General features: G+C 72.0%; 20 protein-coding genes. 18 read left to right on the forward strand and 2 right to left on the reverse strand.

From position 1 onward, the window contains the following. Positions 1–4: 4 nt before the first annotated feature. The 11 genes from JOE61_RS21220 to JOE61_RS21270 all read left to right on the forward strand — a co-directional run bounded on the left by JOE61_RS21220 (position 5) and on the right by JOE61_RS21270 (position 8,191). A complete protein-coding gene (locus JOE61_RS21220) occupies positions 5–730 on the forward strand; it encodes a helix-turn-helix transcriptional regulator (protein WP_372440102.1) in 726 nt (241 codons plus the stop codon). Further along, entirely contained in the window at positions 727–2,145 is a 1,419-nt protein-coding gene (sufB, locus tag JOE61_RS21225) for a Fe-S cluster assembly protein SufB (RefSeq protein ID WP_193668905.1), read from the forward strand. Before JOE61_RS21220 ends, sufB begins: the two co-directional genes overlap by 4 nt. Positions 2,146–2,196: 51 nt before the next feature. Further along, positions 2,197–3,390 (forward strand): Fe-S cluster assembly protein SufD, encoded by a 1,194-nt coding sequence (gene sufD / locus JOE61_RS21230; RefSeq protein ID WP_193668904.1) that lies wholly within the window; start codon positions 2,197–2,199, stop codon positions 3,388–3,390. After that, positions 3,387–3,722: a non-heme iron oxygenase ferredoxin subunit gene (locus tag JOE61_RS21235; RefSeq protein ID WP_193668903.1), complete on the forward strand. Its 336-nt coding sequence runs from the start codon at positions 3,387–3,389 to the stop codon at positions 3,720–3,722. Before sufD ends, JOE61_RS21235 begins: the two co-directional genes overlap by 4 nt. A gap of 32 nt (positions 3,723–3,754) precedes the next feature. After that, positions 3,755–4,513 carry a Fe-S cluster assembly ATPase SufC gene (sufC, locus tag JOE61_RS21240; RefSeq protein ID WP_193668902.1) on the forward strand — a complete coding sequence of 253 codons (759 nt, stop codon included), beginning with the start codon at positions 3,755–3,757 and terminating at the stop codon, positions 4,511–4,513. Positions 4,514–4,577: 64 nt separating this feature from the next. Further along, positions 4,578–5,843 (forward strand): cysteine desulfurase, encoded by a 1,266-nt coding sequence (locus tag JOE61_RS21245; RefSeq protein ID WP_193668901.1) that lies wholly within the window; start codon positions 4,578–4,580, stop codon positions 5,841–5,843. Positions 5,844–5,864: 21 nt separating this feature from the next. Next, positions 5,865–6,317 (forward strand): Fe-S cluster assembly sulfur transfer protein SufU, encoded by a 453-nt coding sequence (gene sufU, locus JOE61_RS21250; RefSeq protein ID WP_193668900.1) that lies wholly within the window; start codon positions 5,865–5,867, stop codon positions 6,315–6,317. A 49-nt stretch (positions 6,318–6,366) separates the two neighbouring features. Beyond that, positions 6,367–6,732, forward strand: coding sequence for a metal-sulfur cluster assembly factor (locus JOE61_RS21255; protein WP_227491726.1), 366 nt, complete (start codon positions 6,367–6,369; stop codon positions 6,730–6,732). 21 nt (positions 6,733–6,753) lie between these two features. Then, on the forward strand, positions 6,754–7,281 hold the full coding sequence (locus JOE61_RS21260) for an ASCH domain-containing protein (protein ID WP_193668898.1): 528 nt from the start codon (positions 6,754–6,756) through the stop codon (positions 7,279–7,281). Between the two features lie 87 nt (positions 7,282–7,368). After that, on the forward strand, positions 7,369–7,752 hold the full coding sequence (locus tag JOE61_RS21265; protein ID WP_193668897.1) for a VOC family protein: 384 nt from the start codon (positions 7,369–7,371) through the stop codon (positions 7,750–7,752). Between the two features lie 4 nt (positions 7,753–7,756). Further along, positions 7,757–8,191 carry a VOC family protein gene (locus JOE61_RS21270; RefSeq protein WP_193668896.1) on the forward strand — a complete coding sequence of 145 codons (435 nt, stop codon included), beginning with the start codon at positions 7,757–7,759 and terminating at the stop codon, positions 8,189–8,191. 56 nt (positions 8,192–8,247) lie between these two features. Here JOE61_RS21270 and JOE61_RS21275 read toward each other — a convergent pair whose 3' ends face one another. After that, on the reverse strand, positions 8,248–8,925 hold the full coding sequence (locus tag JOE61_RS21275; protein WP_193668895.1) for a 4a-hydroxytetrahydrobiopterin dehydratase: 678 nt from the start codon (positions 8,923–8,925) through the stop codon (positions 8,248–8,250). A gap of 210 nt (positions 8,926–9,135) precedes the next feature. Here JOE61_RS21275 and JOE61_RS21280 point away from each other — a divergent pair, with 210 nt between their 5' ends. From JOE61_RS21280 to JOE61_RS21310, 7 genes are all read left to right on the forward strand, one after another. Then, complete coding sequence (locus tag JOE61_RS21280; protein WP_193668894.1) at positions 9,136–9,747, forward strand: DUF4956 domain-containing protein; 612 nt, start codon at positions 9,136–9,138, stop codon at positions 9,745–9,747. Continuing rightward, a complete protein-coding gene (locus JOE61_RS21285) occupies positions 9,744–10,598 on the forward strand; it encodes a polyphosphate polymerase domain-containing protein (RefSeq protein WP_193668893.1) in 855 nt (284 codons plus the stop codon). The genes JOE61_RS21280 and JOE61_RS21285 overlap by 4 nt, the downstream gene beginning before the upstream one ends. Further along, positions 10,595–12,031: a CotH kinase family protein gene (locus JOE61_RS21290; RefSeq protein WP_193668892.1), complete on the forward strand. Its 1,437-nt coding sequence runs from the start codon at positions 10,595–10,597 to the stop codon at positions 12,029–12,031. The genes JOE61_RS21285 and JOE61_RS21290 overlap by 4 nt, the downstream gene beginning before the upstream one ends. 132 nt (positions 12,032–12,163) lie before the next feature. Further along, complete coding sequence (locus tag JOE61_RS21295; RefSeq protein WP_193668891.1) at positions 12,164–12,778, forward strand: acVLRF1 family peptidyl-tRNA hydrolase; 615 nt, start codon at positions 12,164–12,166, stop codon at positions 12,776–12,778. A gap of 55 nt (positions 12,779–12,833) precedes the next feature. Further along, the gene (locus JOE61_RS21300; protein WP_193668890.1) at positions 12,834–13,724 is read left to right on the forward strand and encodes an ABC transporter ATP-binding protein; all 891 of its coding nucleotides are present in this window, start codon (positions 12,834–12,836) and stop codon (positions 13,722–13,724) included. Continuing rightward, a complete protein-coding gene (locus JOE61_RS21305) occupies positions 13,721–15,307 on the forward strand; it encodes an ABC transporter permease (protein ID WP_193668889.1) in 1,587 nt (528 codons plus the stop codon). The genes JOE61_RS21300 and JOE61_RS21305 overlap by 4 nt, the downstream gene beginning before the upstream one ends. 10 nt (positions 15,308–15,317) lie before the next feature. After that, on the forward strand, positions 15,318–16,235 hold the full coding sequence (locus JOE61_RS21310) for a phosphotransferase (protein ID WP_307823150.1): 918 nt from the start codon (positions 15,318–15,320) through the stop codon (positions 16,233–16,235). 172 nt (positions 16,236–16,407) lie between these two features. Here JOE61_RS21310 and ypfJ read toward each other — a convergent pair whose 3' ends face one another. Next, entirely contained in the window at positions 16,408–17,367 is a 960-nt protein-coding gene (gene ypfJ / locus JOE61_RS21315) for a KPN_02809 family neutral zinc metallopeptidase (RefSeq protein ID WP_193668888.1), read from the reverse strand. Positions 17,368–17,391 lie beyond the last annotated feature (24 nt).

Here is a 17,391-nt window from a genome sequence, read left to right on the forward strand (position 1 = left end):
ATTCATCCGGACGACTGACGAGCCGACGCGCCAGCGCGTCGCGCGCTCGATCATGGTCGACGGCCCCTCCACCGCCGCGGCGCTGGCCGAGCGGCTCGACCTGACGCCGGCCGCCGTACGCCGCCACCTCGACTCCCTGGTCGAGGACGGCAGCGTGGAGGCCCGCGAGCCCCGCTCGAGCGCGGCCCGCGGACGAGGGCGCCCCGCCAAGGAGTTCGCGCTCACCGAGCGCGGGCGCGACGGGTTCGACCAGCAGTACGACGACCTCGCCGTGCAGGCGCTGCGCTTCCTGGCCGAGACCGGGGGCGGCGCCGCCGTCCGGGAATTCGCCAACCGGCGCGTGGCGTTCATAGAAGAGCGCTTCGAGAGGACCGCGGCCGAGCACCCCGAGCTCAGCAAGGCCGAGGTGCTCGCGCAGCTCTTCACCGAGGAGGGGTACGCCGCCTCGGTGCGCGAGCTGCCCGGGCACGGTCCGGGGGCGTCGAGCGTGGGGGAGCAGCTGTGCCAGCAGCACTGTCCGGTCTCCCACGTGGCCCACGAGTTCCCCCAGCTGTGCGAGGCCGAGACCGAGGCGATCAGCCGCGTGCTCGACCACCACGTGCAGCGACTGGCGACCATCGCCCACGGCGACGGCGTCTGCACCACCTGCATCCCCGACCTGCCGGGCAGCACGACTCGGCGCACGAACCGTCCCACGACCCGCAACGAGAAGGAGTCGGTCACCTCATGACCTCCATCGAAGAGCTCAACCCCGAGCTGCAGGGCATCGGTCGCTACGAGTTCGGCTGGGCCGACTCCGACGACGCCGGCGCCAACGCCACCCGTGGGCTGAACGAGGCCGTGGTGCGCGACATCTCGGCCAAGAAGTCCGAGCCGCAGTGGATGCTCGACCTGCGCCTGAAGGGCCTCAAGCTCTTCGACCGCAAGCCCATGCCCACCTGGGGCTCGGACCTGTCGGGCATCGACTTCGACAACATCAAGTACTTCGTGCGCTCCTCGGAGAAGCAGGCCGCCACCTGGGACGACCTGCCCGAGGACATCAAGAACACCTACGACAAGCTCGGCATCCCCGAGGCCGAGAAGCAGCGCCTGGTCTCCGGCGTCGCGGCGCAGTACGAGTCGGAGGTCGTCTACCACTCGATCCGCGAGGACCTCGAGGAGCAGGGCGTGCTCTTCCTCGACACCGACACCGCGCTCAAGGAGCAGCCCGAGCTGTTCCAGGAGTACTTCGGCACCGTCATCCCCGTCGGTGACAACAAGTTCTCCGCGCTGAACACCTCGGTGTGGTCGGGCGGCTCGTTCATCTACGTGCCGCCGGGCGTGCACGTCGACATCCCGCTGCAGGCCTACTTCCGGATCAACACCGAGAACATGGGCCAGTTCGAGCGGACCCTGATCATCGTCGACGAGGGCGCCTACGTGCACTACGTCGAGGGCTGCACCGCGCCGATCTACTCCTCCGACTCGCTGCACTCCGCGGTCGTGGAGATCATCGTGAAGAAGGGCGGGCGCTGCCGCTACACGACCATTCAGAACTGGTCGAACAACGTCTACAACCTCGTCACCAAGCGCGCGACCTGCGAGGCCGGCGCGACGATGGAGTGGGTCGACGGCAACATCGGCTCGAAGGTGACGATGAAGTACCCGGCCATCTACCTGATGGGCGAGCACGCCAAGGGCGAGACCCTGTCCATCGCCTTCGCCGGCGAGGGCCAGCACCAGGACGCCGGCGCCAAGATGGTGCACGCCGCCCCGCACACCTCCAGCTCGATCCTGAGCAAGTCGGTGGCCCGCGGCGGTGGGCGCACGTCGTACCGCGGCCTGATCCAGGTCAACGAGGGCGCGCACGGCTCGAAGTCCAACGTGCTCTGCGACGCGCTCCTGGTCGACCAGATCAGCCGCTCCGACACCTACCCCTACGTCGACATCCGCGAGGACGACGTGTCGATGGGCCACGAGGCGAGCGTCTCGAAGGTCTCCGACGACCAGCTCTTCTACCTCATGTCGCGAGGCATGGAGGAGGACGAGGCGATGGCGATGATCGTGCGCGGCTTCGTCGAGCCGATCGCCAAGGAGCTCCCGATGGAGTACGCCCTCGAGCTCAACCGCCTCATCGAGCTGCAGATGGAGGGCGCGGTCGGCTGATCGCCGCCGTCGTCCCTGCCCACCACCGCACCAAGAAAGCAATCACTGACTGTGACCGTGACTGACGCCGCCCGCGAGAGCGTGGCCTCCGCCCTCGAGGTCGACCGGGTGAACTCCCACCTGAACCCGCCGCCCTCCTACGACCTGGCCGACCACCCCGTGCCGACCGGGCGCGAGGAGGTGTGGCGCTTCACCCCGCTCAAGCGGCTGCGCGGCCTCCTCGACGGCCAGGCCTCCTCGTCGGCGCTGACCTGGACCACCGAGATCCCCGCGGGGGTCACGCTCAGCGAGATCGACGCCGCCACGGCGCGCGAGATCGGTGAGCTGGCCCCCAACGACCGGCCCTCCGCCCTCGCGGTGGCCAACGCGGCCTCGGCGGTGCTGCTCGACGTGCCCGCCGACCTCGAGGTCGACGAGCCCGTGGTGCTGCGCCTGCACGGCGAGTCGGTCGACGACGTCGTGTGGGGCCACCACGTGCTGCGCTTCGGTGCGCACAGCAAGGCCACCGTCGTGCTGGTGCACACCGGCTCGGCGCGCTACAGCGCGACCACCTCGGTGGTCGTCGGCGACGGTGCCCAGGTCAACGTGCTGACCCTGCAGGACTGGGACGACGACGCCGTGCACCTGGGTCGCGACGCGATCCGCGTGGGCCGCGACGCCTCGGTGCGCCACACCTCCATCAGCTTCGGTGGCGACGTGGTGCGTCTGCACGCCAACGTCGAGTACGACGCCCCCGGTGGCGAGGCCGAGCTCTTCGGCCTCTACTTCGCCGACGAGGGCCAGCACCTCGAGCACCGGCTCTTCGCCGACCACAACGCCCCCAAGACCAAGTCGAACGTCCTCTACAAGGGCGCGCTGCAGGGCCAGGGTGCGCACACGGTGTGGATCGGCAACGTGCTGATCCGTCCCGTGGCCGAGGGCATCGAGACCTACGAGGAGAACCGCAACCTGGTGCTCACCGACGGCTGCCAGGCCGACTCGGTGCCCAACCTCGAGATCGAGACCGGCGAGATCGAGGGTGCCGGGCACGCCTCGGCCACCGCGCGCTTCGACGACGAGCAGCTGTTCTACCTGCGCAGCCGCGGCGTCTCCGACGAGGAGGCCCGCCGCCTGGTGCTGCACGGCTTCTTCAACGACCTGATCCGCAAGGTGGGGGTGCCCTCCCTCGAGGAGCAGATCACCGCCACGGTCGAGGACGAGCTCGCCAAGAACGTGCTCAAGGGCTACCGCCCGGCCACCGCATGAGCCTCGAGCGCGCCTGCAGCCTCGACGAGGTGCCCGCCGACGAGGGCCTCGCGGTCCAGGTCGGCGACGTCACCGTGGTCGTGGCCCGAGACGGCGACGACGTCTTCGCGCTGCAGGACCTGTGCTCCCACGCCGCTGTCGCCCTCAGCGAGGGCGAGGTGGCCGGTGGCGTCATCGAGTGCTGGCTGCACGGCTCGTGCTTCGACCTGCGCAGCGGCAAGCCCACCGGCCTCCCGGCCACCGAGCCCGTCTCGACCTTCCCCGTGGAGGTCCGTGACGGCGACGTGTACGTCGACGTGGCCAGCACGCTCAACGGCGTGACCCCCTCCTGAGACTTCTTCTCCACCCAGAAAGAGAGACACACATGAGCACCCTCGAGATCAAGGACCTCAAGGTCTCCGTCAGCACCGACGACGGCCCCAAGGAGATCCTCAAGGGCGTGACGCTGACCATCAAGGACGGCGAGACGCACGCGATCATGGGCCCCAACGGCTCGGGCAAGTCCACCCTGGCCTACTCGATCGCCGGGCACCCCAAGTACGACGTCACCGGCGGCACCGTGACCCTCGACGGCGAGGACGTGCTGGCCATGTCGGTCGACGAGCGCGCCCGCGCCGGGCTCTTCCTGGCCATGCAGTACCCCGTCGAGGTGCCCGGCGTCTCGGTCTCCAACTTCATGCGCACCGCCAAGACCGCGGTCGACGGCGAGGCCCCCAAGCTGCGCACCTGGGTCAAGGACGTCAACGCCGCCATGTCGCGGATGAACCTCGACGCCACCTTCACCCAGCGCTCGGTCAACGAGGGCTTCTCCGGTGGCGAGAAGAAGCGCCACGAGATCGCGCAGCTCGAGCTGCTCGACCCCAAGGTCGCGATCCTCGACGAGACCGACTCCGGCCTCGACATCGACGCGCTCAAGGTCGTCTCCGACGGCGTGAACCGCTTCCGCGAGGGCGAGGGCAAGGGTGTCCTGCTGATCACCCACTACACCCGCATCCTGCGCTACATCGAGCCCGACTACGTCCACGTCTTCGTCGACGGGAAGGTCGCCGAGCAGGGCGGCCCCGAGCTCGCCGAGCAGCTCGAATCCGAGGGCTACGACAAGTACCTGCCCGCCAAGGTCTGAGCGACCCCGGCCCAGCAGCGACCCGCACCACGACCAGCGCCGACCGACCTGAGGAGATGACCAGATGAAGGGCCTCCTGCCCGACCTCGAGGTGATCCGCAAGGACTTCCCGATCCTCGAGCGCACCCTCGCCGACGGTCGCCCGCTGGTCTACCTCGACAGCGCGAACACCTCGCAGAAGCCGCAGTGCGTGATCGACGCGATGGTCGACCACCTCGAGCACCACAACGCCAACGTGGCCCGGGCGATGCACCAGCTCGGCGCCGAGGCGTCCGAGGCGTTCGAGGCCGGCCGCGACAAGGTGGCGGCCTTCATCGGCGCCCCCAGCCGCGACGAGGTGATCTTCACCAAGAACGCCTCCGAGGCGCTCAACCTGGTCGCCAACACGCTGCTGTGGGCCGGTCCGCGCCGCGTGGGCGAGGGCGACGTCGTGGTCACCACGGAGATGGAGCACCACTCCAACATCGTGCCGTGGCAGATGCTGGCCGAGCGCAGCGGCGCTGAGCTGAAGTGGTTCACCTTCACCGACGAGGGCCACCTCGACCTGTCCCAGGTCGACGAGCTGATCACCGAGCGCACCAAGGTGGTGACCCTGACCTGGGTCTCCAACATGCTCGGCACGATCAACCCGATCGCCGAGATCACCCGGCGCGCCCACGCGGTGGGCGCCCTGGTGGTCGTCGACGCCTCGCAGGCCGCGCCCCAGCTGCCGATCGACCTGGCAGCCATGCCCGAGGCCGAGCGGCCCGACCTGGTCGCCTTCACCGGCCACAAGGTCGTCGGGCCCACCGGCATCGGCGTGCTGTGGGGCAGCCGTGAGGTGCTCGAGCAGCTGCCGCCGTTCCTCGGTGGCGGCGAGATGATCGAGACCGTGCGGATGGAGGGGTCGACGTACGCCGGCATCCCGCACAAGTTCGAGGCCGGCACGCCCCCGATCGTCGAGGCCGTGGGCCTCGGCGCGGCCGTCGACTACCTCGGCGCCGTGGGCATGGAGGCGATCCACGCCCACGAGCAGGCCATCACGCGCTACGCCCTCGAGGGCATGCAGAGCGTGAAGGGACTGCGCGTGCTGGGCCCGCTCGACGCCACCCAGCGCGGGGGAGCGGTCTCGTTCGAGATCGAGGGCCTGCACCCGCACGACGTCTCACAGGTCCTCGACGTGCGCGGGGTCGCGGTGCGGGCCGGGCACCACTGCGCCCGTCCGGCGCACGCCCGCTTCGGGGTGCAGAGCTCGACCCGGATGTCGTCGTACCTCTACACGACCCCGGCCGAGATCGATGCGTTCGTGGACGCGCTGAACTACACCCGTTCGTACTTCAAGCTCGACTGAGCACCAGAGGGGAGGAGCACCATGAGCGCCGAGCTCGACTCGCTGTACCAGGAGATCATCCTGGACCACTACAAGAACCCGCACCACAAGGGCCTGCGTGAGCCCTTCGAGGCCGAGGTCCACCACGTGAACCCGACCTGCGGTGACGAGATCACCCTGCGGGTCCACCTCGCCGACGGCGTCGTGCAGGACGTGTCCTACGACTCCGTGGGCTGCTCGATCTCCCAGGCCTCCACCTCGGTGATGGCCGATCTCGTCATCGGCAAGCCGGTCGACGAGGCGATGAGCATCCACGAGGAGTTCCTGGCCCTGATGCAGGGCAAGGGCACCGTGGAGCCCGACGAGGAGGTGCTGGAGGACGGCATCGCCTTCGCCGGCGTCGCCAAGTTCCCTGCGCGCGTCAAGTGCGCGCTACTGTCGTGGATGGCCTGGAAGGACGCCACCGCCCGATCCCTGGAGGAATCCCGTGGCTGAGACCACTGCACCTGACACCGCTGCCGACTCGACCGTCGACCACGGCGACCTGCCCGAGGTCCCGCAGGCCGGCACCGGCCCGACCGGCACTGCCGCCCCCGGCGCCTCGGTGAGCATCGAGGACGTCGAGGAGGCGATGAAGGACGTCGTCGACCCCGAGCTCGGCATCAACGTCGTCGACCTGGGCCTGGTCTACGGCCTGCACGTCGACGAGGACACCAACCTGGTCATCGACATGACCCTGACCTCGGCGGCCTGCCCGCTGACCGACGTCATCACCGACCAGACCGAGCAGGCCCTCGAGGGCCTGGTCAACGACGTGGCCATCAACTGGGTCTGGATGCCGCCCTGGGGCCCCGACAAGATCACCCCCGACGGCCGCGAGCAGCTGCGCGCCCTGGGCTTCAATGTCTGAGGCCCCTCTACGCTGGGGTGCATGACCGACCCGAGCACCGACACGACCGGCTCCGCCCACTTCGGGCGCGGGCCGGTCGAGTCGTTCTGGGACCTTGCCCGCTTCCACGCCAAGCTCAACACCGCGCCGTCGTACTTCGGCCCGACGACGCTCGAGGTCGTGCCGCCCCCGGCGTGGTCCTTCGGCGCCACCGCGGAGGAGGCCGACGCGCTGCTGGCGCTGGTGCTGGAGGGCACGAAGACCGCGACGGCGAGCGCGCACGCCGACTACGAGGTGGAGGGCGAGCCGCTGCCCGAGGCGGGCACGCTCGGCATCGTGCTCGACGGCGAGGGGCACCCGCGCGCCCTCGTCGAGACCACCGACGTGCGGGTCGTGCCCTTCGACGAGGTCAGCGCCGAGCACGCCCACCTCGAGGGCGAGGGCGACCGCAGCCTGGAGCACTGGCGCGCCGAGCACGAGCGGTTCTTCGCCGAGCACGCCACGGCCGGGTTCGACCCCAGCATGCTGCTGGTCCTCGAGCGCTTCCGGGTCGTCTACGCCGGCGACTGAGCGCCCTGGTTCTTGTCCGCGTCCCTCTTGACGGTGGCCGTGGGCAGGAGTGTGCTGGAGGGTCCGACGACGACCCAGGGGGCCAGCATGAGCGGCAAGGTGATGCACTTCGAGATCCCGTTCGACGACGGGAACAGGGCCAGCGGGTTCTACCGCGACGTCTTCGGCTGGCAGCTGGTGCCGATGCCCGAGATGGACTACACCATGGTGATGACCGGGCCCAGCGACCCCGAGACCGGGCCCACCGAGCCGGGCTTCATCAACGGGGGCATGTTCAAGCGCGGCGACGAGATCCCCAGCAAGGGTCCCAACGTGGTCATCGACGTGGCGAGCGTCGACGACGCGCTGGGTGCCGTCGAGAGCGCGGGTGGCACCCGGTTGACCGACAAGCAGCCCGTCGGGGACATGGGCTTCACCGCCTACTTCAGCGACACCGAGGGCAACGTCATCGGTCTGTGGGAGAGCGCCTGATCCGATGACCGGCGTCAAACAGGTCCAGGTGACCTTCGACTGCGCAGAACCCGAGCGCGTCGCCCGCTTCTGGTGCGAGGTGCTGGGCTACGTCGTCCCGCCGCCACCGCCGCGCTTCGCCACCTGGGCCGACTTCGACGCGGCGCTGCCGCCGGAGCGACAGGGGTCGGCGTTCGCCTGCGAGGACCCCGCCGGCGTCGGCCCGCGGTTGTTCTTCCAGCGCGTCCCCGAGGGCAAGACCGTCAAGAACCGGTTGCACCTCGACGTGCGGGTCGGCACCGGGCTGGTCGGCCAGGCGCGCGTCGACGCCCTCGAGGCCGAGTGCGCGCGTCTCCAGGCGCTCGGTGCACGTCGGGTGCGGCTGGTGCCGGCCGACGGACACGACGAGTCGTGCCTGGTGATGCAGGACGTCGAGGGCAACGAGTTCTGCCTCGACTAGCTGCCGGTCGGGCTGGGTGCTCCGTCGGCACCTCCGGGGCGAGGCCGGTGGCGGCGTCAGCGGCCCTCGGGGGTGCAGATGCACGACCGGTTGCCGTCGGCGTCCTCGACGACCCAGTACGCCGGTGCCGCGCTGTCGCTGACCAGGCGTCCGCCCGCGTCGAGCACGGCCCGCAGGCGCGCCTCGGCGTCGTCGTGGGGGACCCAGACGTCGAGGTGCCAGCGCTGCTCGAAGGGCTGGGGAGGCAGGGCGTGCTCGTCGTCGCCGGCACCCTCGGGCTCCTGCCACCACACCGTCGGCGTCTGCCCGCTCGGGTCGACCGCCTCGCCCTGGACGACCTCGCCCCCGAGGAGGGCGGCGTAGAACGGCGCCAGCTCGGCGCCGGCTGAGGTGTCGAGGCCCAGCTCCGCCTGCGTGAGCCCCGCGACGTCGGCACGCACGTCCAGGTCGGCCGCTGCCCGGCTGATCTCGCGGGCCAGGGCGACGTCCCGGCTCGTGAGTCCTGCGATGTCGTGGCTGACCAGGGTGACGACGACGTCGGTGTAGGTCAGGGTGACGTCGGGGTGGTGGTCGGCGGCCTCGGCCAGGGCCCCGACCCGGTTGACCAGGTCGAGACCGGTCGCGAAGTCCCGCGTGCGGAACCGCGCCTTGATCCTGCCGAGGACCTGGCGCCAGTCGGCGAGGTCCGCCGCGCGCACGTCCGCGGCGCTCAAGCGCTGCTGGGGGTCGGTCATCGTCATCGCTCCTCGTCGATCGCGTCTCCTGCACCTGATGGTGCAACGTCCGGGCCCGCGACGCCACGCCCCGAGCCTCTCGCCCATCGGCGGTGCCGGGCGCCACCGTCGACGTTCACAGCCACCTCGCAGGCTGGCCCCAGGTGCCTGCCCGGTCGACGGGCCAGTGTCCGGGGAGTCAACCCGACGTGAACGACGTAAGGACCGCCCATGAACTCCCTCTATCTCCCGCTCGCCGACCTGGTCTCGATCAGCCTGCTCTGCCTCGCCGTCTACTACCCGCGCCACCGTCGCCGCGACCTGCTGGTCGCGTTCCTCGGGGTCAATGTCGGTGTCCTGGCCGTGGCCACGGCCCTGGTCAACAGCGACGCCACCCTGGGGCTGGGCCTGGGGCTCTTCGGGGTGCTGTCCATCATCCGGCTCCGCTCGCTGGAGCTGGGCCAGCACGAGGTGGCCTACTACTTCGCGGCCCTGGCCCTGGGTCTCCTTGGCGGACTGGGCTCGCTCGAGGTGCCGCTCACCGTGCTGCTGATGGCGGTCCTGGTGGCCGTCATCGCCGTGGCCGACAGCCCGCGGCTCCTCACCCGCGACCACCAGCAGCTGGTGCTCCTCGACGGTGCCTACACCGACGAGGCCGTCCTGGCGGCGGTGCTGGGCGAGAGCGTCGGCGGCGAGGTCCGCAAGGTGGCCGTCCACAAGGTCGACCTGGTCAACGACACCACGCTGGTCGACGTCCGCTGGCGCAGCGCCGAGCAGCCTCCCCTCCCGGAGGCCCTGTCCCGCAGCACCTCCTCCGTAGCCCCCACGGCGGTCGGGGCATGACCGCCACCACGTCCGAGCGCGCCGTACCCGCGTGCGACCCGCTGGCCCGCATCGACCTGCTCGAGGCGACGTCCCTGGCCGAGCTGACCACCGACGCCGCCCTGATGACACGCACCGACCGCAAGTACGTCGTCCCGGTGGCTGCGCTGCCAGAGGTGGTGGCGGCCCTGCAGGCGCTCGACCCCGACCTGAGGGTGCTGGAGATCGACGGCCTGCGCCGTCACCGCTACGACTCGACGTACCTCGACACGCCCGAGCTCGAGGCCTACTGGCGAGCCGCCAGGGGACGCCGGCACCGGTTCAAGGTCCGCGCCAGGCACTACCTCGACTCCGGGGCCGCGTTCACCGAGGTCAAGACCCGGGGGACGCGCGGGTCCACCGTCAAGTCCCGGATCCCCCGCGGTGGCTCCGCGGCAGCGGTCGTGCCGTGCGGCCTCTCGGCCGAGGACGACGCCTTCGTGGGCGACGAGCTCGACGGTGCCGGTCTCGCCCACGTCGACGTCACCGCCCTGGTGCCGACGTTGCGCACCGGCTACACGCGCACCACGCTCTGGCTCCCCACGAGCGGTGCTCGCGTCACCATCGACCTCGACCTCGTCTGGTCGCTCCCCGGGGGAGGCGGCACGGCTCGGGTGCCCGGCCTCGCGGTCGTGGAGACCAAGAGTCCCGGGGCCAGGAGCGGCGTCGACCGGCGGCTGTGGAGCCAGGGGCACCGCCCGGTGCGGATCTCCAAGTACGGCACCGGCCTGGCGCTGCTGCACCCCGACCTGCCGGCGCACCGCTGGAACCGGGTGCGCGCCCGGCACCTCGAGCCGCACCTCACCTACAGCCAGACCCAGGAGCCCGCATGAACAGCGTCCGCACCCCCACCCCCACCCGCACCGGCGGCCTGCGACGTCGCGGCGCCGCCGGCCTCGCCGCGCTCGCGCTGGGCATCGGCAGCCTGGGCGCCTGCAGCACCGCCACGTCGGCCACCGGCTCGGCGGCCACCTCGGCCAGCGTCGAGGGCACGGTCTGGGACGCCAGCTCGGTGCACGAGGTCTCCATCGACGTGGATGACGACGAGTTCGCCGCGATGCTGGCGACGTACCAGGAGAGCGATGAGAAGGACTGGCTCACGGCCGACGTCACCATCGACGGCCAGACCATCAGCGACGCCGGGATCCGGCTCAAGGGCAACAGCTCGCTGCGCGACGTCGACGCGGACTCCGACCCCGCCGACCTGCCGTGGCTCATCGACCTCGACAAGTTCGTCGACGGCCAGAGCCTCGACGGGTGGGAGAGCTTCGTCATCCGCTCCAGCACCACCGAGACCTCGCTCAACGAGGCCGTCGCCCTCGCGCTGCTCGACGAGGCGGGCCTGGCCAGCGAGGAGGCCGTGAGCATCTCCTTCTCGGCCAACGACAGCGGGTCCACGCTGCGGCTGATGGTCCAGGACCTCGACAACAGGTGGGACGAGGCCACGTTCGGCACCGACGGCACGCTCTACAAGGCGGAGGCCGGCGGCGACTACTCCTACCGCGGCGACGACCCCGAGGCCTACGACGAGGTCTTCGACATCGAGGCCGGCACCGACGACCACGAGCCGCTCACCGACTTCCTGCAGTGGCTCGAGGAGTCGTCGGACGAGGAGTTCGCCGACGGCCTGGCCGAGCGGCTGGACGTCGACGCGTTCGCGACGTACCTGGCCTTCGAGGACCTGGTCGGCAACTTCGACGACATCGCCGGCCCGGGCAACAACTCGTTCCTGCGTTGGGACGCCGAGGCGGAGCAGATGACCGTCGTGGCGTGGGACCACAACCTCGCCTTCGGCGCCACCAACGGCGGCGGGCAGGGTGGCGGAGGAGTGCCAGGCGGAGCTGGAGCGCCGGGCGAGCGGCCCGAGGGCATGGAGCCTCCCGCTGGGATGGAGCCTCCGGTGGACGGGGAGCGCCCCGAGCCGCCCGAAGGCATGGAGCCCCCGGCCGAGGGCGAGCTGCCCGAGGCCGGCGGCGTACCCGGCGGCGGCCAGGGCGGCCAGGGCGGCCAGGGCGGCATGGGCGGCATGGGCGGCATGGGCGGCAACGTGCTGGCCGAGCGGTTCCTCGCCACCCCCGAGCTCGCCGACCTGTACGACGCCGCGGTGGCGGACCTGCAGGCCGAGCTGTTCGACAGCGGCACGGCCCAGGAGGTGCTCGACGCCTGGGTGTCGGTGCTGGGTGAGCAGGCCGACGACCTGGTCGACGCAGCGACGATCGAGCTGGAGGCCGAGCAGGTCGCGTCCTACTTCGACGGCCAGGCGTAGAGCGCAGCAGAGTGTGGGGCCCCGGACGAACCAGGTTCATCCGGGGCTCCACGGTTCCGGGGGCAGGTCGTCGGCGCGCCCCCCCTCGACAGACCTCGTCGCCGGAGCCGGTGGCGAAGGTACGGTCGGCGCATGCCTGACGTCCTGGTCCCCGCAGCCCGCGTCGAGCGGTGGGTCGCCAACTTCGAGACCCGGCACGGCGACACCGCCCTGTCGGTGGTCGACGGCGTCCTGAGCGGGACCGCCGCAGACGGGTCGCGGTTCACCGCCCGCCTGCCGCTCGGGGCGGCGTACGACGGTCCGGCGGAGGCGGCCGGTCTGGCCGGCGCTGCCGCGAGCGCGGCGCCCGACGACTGGGGGGTGCTGCTGGTGCGCAAGGGCGGCTTCGCCGTGGCGCGGATGAGCGGGGCCACGATGGGGGCGTCCAAGACCGGTCAGCGCCATGTCCAGGGCCGCACGAAGGCCGGCGGCCAGAGCCAGCAGCGCTTCGCCCGCCGTCGCGACAACCAGGCCCGCCAGGCGTACGAGGCGGCCGCCGACCACGCCGCCCGCATCCTCGACGGCCTCGCCGGGCCCGTCGTCGTGGGTGGTGACCGCACCGCCGTCGACGAGGTCCTCGCCGATCGGCGTCTCGCGGGGCTGGGCACCGTCGAACCCTGGCTGGCGCTGCCCGACCCGCGCCGCGGCGTGCTCGAGCAGGGCGTCGCCGACGCGCTGTCGCTGCGCGTCGAGGTGCACAACGCCTGAGGCGCCACTGGCTCGCCTGCCAGCGCCGGGGGCTGGACGGGGCTACGGTGGACAGGTGTCGTCCGACGTCATCGAGGTCCACGAGCTGGTCAAGACCTTCGGGCGGGTGCGGGCCCTCGACGGGCTCGACCTGCAGGTGCGCGCGGGGGAGGTGCACGGCTTCCTGGGGCCCAACGGCTCGGGCAAGTCCACCACCATCCGGGTGCTGCTCGGGCTGCTGCGCGCCGACTCGGGCACGGTGCGGCTGCTCGGCGGCGACCCGTGGCGCCAGGCCGCCGACCTGCACCGCCGCCTGGCCTACGTGCCGGGCGACGTGAGCCTGTGGGCCAACCTCACCGGCGGCGAGTGCATCGACCTCCTCGGCCGGCTGCGCGGGGGGCTCGACCCCGCGCGTCGCGACGAGCTGGTCGAGAGGTTCGCCCTCGACCCCACCAAGAAGGGCCGCAGCTACAGCAAGGGCAACCGCCAGAAGGTGGCGCTCGTCGCCGCCCTGGCCGCCGACGTCGAGCTGCTGCTGCTCGACGAGCCCACCTCGGGGCTCGACCCCCTGATGGAGGCCGAGTTCCGTGACTGCGTCAACACCTACCGCGCGGGCGGGGGGAGCGTGCTGCTCTCCAGCCACGTGCTCGGCGAGGTGGAGCAGATGTGCGAGCGCGTGAGCATCATCAACGAGGGCCGGCTCGTCGAGAGCGGCAGCCTCGCCGAGATGCGCCACCTCAGCCGCACCGCCGTCACCGCCCAGCTGCGCGGACCAGCCCCCGGTCTCGACGGCCTCGCCGGCGTCCACGACCTGCGCTCCGACGGTGGCGAGGTCAGCTTCGAGGTCGACCCCGAGGCCGTCGAGCCCGCACTGCGGCTCCTCCTCGAGGCCGGCGTGACGGGCCTGGTCTCCCAGCCGCCGACGCTCGAGCAGCTCTTCATGCGTCACTACGGGGAGCGGCGGTGACCAGCGGTCTCTTCACCGGCACCCTGACCCTGTGGGCCAAGGCATTGAAGGGCGACCGCTGGCTGGTGCTCGGCTGGGGGGTGGCGCTCGCCGTCCTCTACTGGGCCCAGGCGTGGTCGATCGACCGGCTCTACCCCGGTGAGGGCGAGCTGGCCCGGATGGCCGCGGCCATGGAGCGCAACCAGGCGATGATCGCGCTGGCCGGCCCCGCCCGCTCGCTCGACACCGTCGGGGGCCAGGTCACCTGGCAGGCCAGCGCCTTCGGCGCCGTGCTCCTGGGCCTGGTCGTCATGGTCGTCGTCACCCGGCACACCCGTGCCGAGGAGGAGTCGGGACGCGACGACCTGGTCCGCTCAGCGGTGGTGGGCCGCTTCGCGCCCCCGGCCGCGGCCGTGCTGAGCGCACTCGTCGTCTCCGTCTTCTCCGGTGCGCTGGTCACCCTCTCGCTGGCCACCTACCCGCTCGAGGTGGCCGACTCGGCGGCGCTGGGCGTCGGCCTGGTGCTGTGCGGCCTGTGCTTCACCGGCACGACCCTCGTCGCCGCCCAGCTGGTGTCCAGCACCCGCGCGGCCCGCGGGATCGCCGGTGCGGTGATCGCGGCGGCGTACGCACTGCGGGCCGTCGGCGACGTCTCGGTGCCTGCGCTGTCCTGGCTCTCGCCGATCGGCTGGTACCAGGCGATGCACCCCTTCTCCGGGCTGCGCTGGTGGCCGGTGCTGCTGCTGCTCGCCGCTGGGGCGGCCAACCTCGCGCTGGCCGGCGCCCTGCTCGTACGCCGTGACATCGGAGCCGGTCTGGTGGCCAGCCGTCCCGGGCCCGCTCGGGCCGGGTCGGCGTTGTCGGGGACGGTCGGCCTCGCCTGGCGGCTCCAGCGGGGCGGCATCATCGGCTGGAGCGTCGGGCTCTTCCTGACCGGCGTCGCGTACGGCGCCCTGGGGACGGAGGTCGAGGACCTGGTCGGCGACTCCGACCTCGGGCTCGAGATGATGACCCAGGGCGTGCCCGACCTCGTCGACGGGTTCTTCGCCACGATGCTGCTGATGCTCGCGCTGCTCACCGCCGGCTTCGCGACCTCGTCGATGCTGCGGCCACGCAGCGAGGAGGAGTCGGGCCTGGCCGAGCTCGTGCTCTCGGCACCACTGGCTCGCGGGCGCTGGCTGCTGTCCTGGACGCTCGTCACCGTGCTCGCCACGCTGCTGGTGCTCGTCGTGGCGGGGCTGGGCATCGGCGCCGGGTACGCGTTCGTCACCGCCGACCCGGTGCAGGCGGTGTCGTTCGTGCTGCCGCAGCTGCAGCACGCGCCCGCGGTGCTGCTGCTCGCGGCGGTCGCGCGCCTGGTCCACGCGCTGGCTCCACGGCTCGCCTCGCTCGCGTGGGCGCCGCTGGTCGTGGCCGTCGTGGTCATGTTCTTCGGCGACCTCCTCGACCTGCCGCAGTGGGTGCGCTGGCTCTCGCCCTTCGACCACCTGCCCCTGGTGCCGGCCGAGGACGCCTCGCTGGCGGCGTCGGCGGCGCTGCTGGGCGTCGCACTCGCCGTCGGCGCGGCGGGCCAGTTGGCCTTCCGGCGCCGCGACATCGGCTAGCGTCGGGCTCGTGGCCCCGACGTGGCAGCCCGACCCGGGCTGGCATCCGCTCCCCGGCGGGGCCGGCATGTCCACGATCGGCGTGTGGCGCACCAGCCTCGGTACACAGCCCGTGGCCGTGAAGCGCCTGGCCGCACCCGGTGAGCACGACCCCGCCGAGCTCGGCGACCCCCACCACTTCGCCTACTGGCGCCGCGCCGCCGACGTGGTCACCTCCGGCATCCTGGCGCGCACCCGCGGGCTCAGGCCACCGGTGCGCTCGGTGGCCCAGGAGGACGTCGAGGGCATCACCTTGACGGAGGACTGGGTCGAGGACGCCGCCGTCAACGGGCTCTTCGCGGCGCACGCCCTGGGCCGCTTCGCCGGCACGCCGGTGCCCGACGTCGCCTGGCTGGCCCGCGACCAGCTGCGCGACCGGTTGCGGCGTACGGCGCACCGGGGCGGCTGGCCGACCCTGTCCCGCACCACCGTCGCCGACGTGGCCGAGCACCTGTGGACGCGCCGCGACACCTTCCTCGACCGCTGCGACGCGCTGCCGCAGGTGCTGCAGCACGGTGACCCCACACCGGGCAACCTGCCGGGGCGGGAGGGCGACGACGTGGTGGCCATCGACTGGTCGTGCCTGGGCACCGCCGCGGTGGGCGCCGACCTCGGCTACTACCTGCTGGCCGCGCGCGAGGACTTCGAGCCGCTGCTCGACGCCTACCTGCTGGGGCTGCCCGACGGCGTGGCCACGCCCGAGGAGGCCGCGCTGGGCGCCCGGGTCACCGCGGTCTACACCGCGCTGAGCCGCGCCGAGTGGGCGCTGTCGCGGGTGGCCAGGGGAGAGGGGGCGCTCGCCGGCAAGTTCCGCCACCCCGCCGTCGCCCCGCACCTGCGGGCCCTGCAGCGCCAGTTCCCCCTGATCGAGGCGCTGCTCGACGCCTGACCGGCGCCGTTGATTGAGGAGGTTGCGCAGCAACCGTCTCGAAATCCGGTGAGTCCATGGCGTACGGCGGGCGCGGTCGTCACGGGGTCTCGGCGTCGCTCGTCGCTGGCGCTCCTCGCTGCTCGACCAACGGCGCCCGCCGACGGCGCTCGTCGCCGCTCGACCTACGACGTCACAGGCTGTCGGCCGCGAAGGTGTCGCAGTCGGTGAGGTCGCCGCCGTCGAGGCCGACCCGGAACCAGCGCTGGCGCTGCGCGGCGGAGCCGTGGGTCCAGGACTCCTCGTCGACCTGGCCCCGGGTCTGCTGCTGGATGCGGTCGTCGCCGACGCTGGCCGCGGCCTCGAGCGCCAGCCGGACGTCCTCGTCGGTGAGCTCGCTGATGAGCGCGGTGCCCGAGGAGTCCTCGGTCGCGGTGGCGCCCCGCGTCCACATCCCGGCGTAGCAGTCGGCCTGCAGCTCCAGGCGCACCGCGTCGGAGGAGGCGCCCTGCTGGGTGCGGACCCGGCCCATCGTGCCCAGCACGTTCTGGACGTGGTGGCCGTACTCGTGGGCCAGGACGTAGGCCTCCACGAACCCACCGTCGGGCCCACCGAGCTGGCGCTCGAGCACCTCGTCGAAAAAGCCGCTGTCGAGGTAGATGGTGTCGTCGGCGGGGCAGTAGAACGGGCCGACGGCCGAGCTGGCCGCGCCGCAGCCGGTGCCGACCTGCCCGGAGAAGGTCACCAGCGAGTCAGCGGGGCGGAAGTCGTCGGCGAGCGTGTCGCCCCAGTAGTCGTAGAGGCTGTTCTCGACCGCGACCCGTGCGCAGTCGACCGACTCGTTGGCGTCCTCGCCGGTCTCGCAGGCGGCGTACCGCTCGGAGTCCTCGAAGCGGCTCGCGTCGAGGCTGCCCCCGGAGCCGAGGTCGAGCCCGGAGCCGCCGCCCATCAGCTGGGTGACCACGAAGATGCCGACCACGATGACTGCCGCGACCACGCCACCCCCGCCGACGACCCCACCCGGGACGGGCAGCGAGGAGCCGCCACGGCTGCCGGAGCCCGGGAAGCCGCCACGGGAGCGGCCCCCTCCGCTGCTGCGACCCACGTCACGTGTGCGCCGGGTGTCGAGGTGGGCCTTGGGGTTGAACCTCACGTCGTGCCTCCTGGGGCGGCCTGC

It is taken from the genome of Nocardioides salarius (assembly GCF_016907435.1).
GTDB lineage: Bacteria > Actinomycetota > Actinomycetes > Propionibacteriales > Nocardioidaceae > Nocardioides > Nocardioides salarius.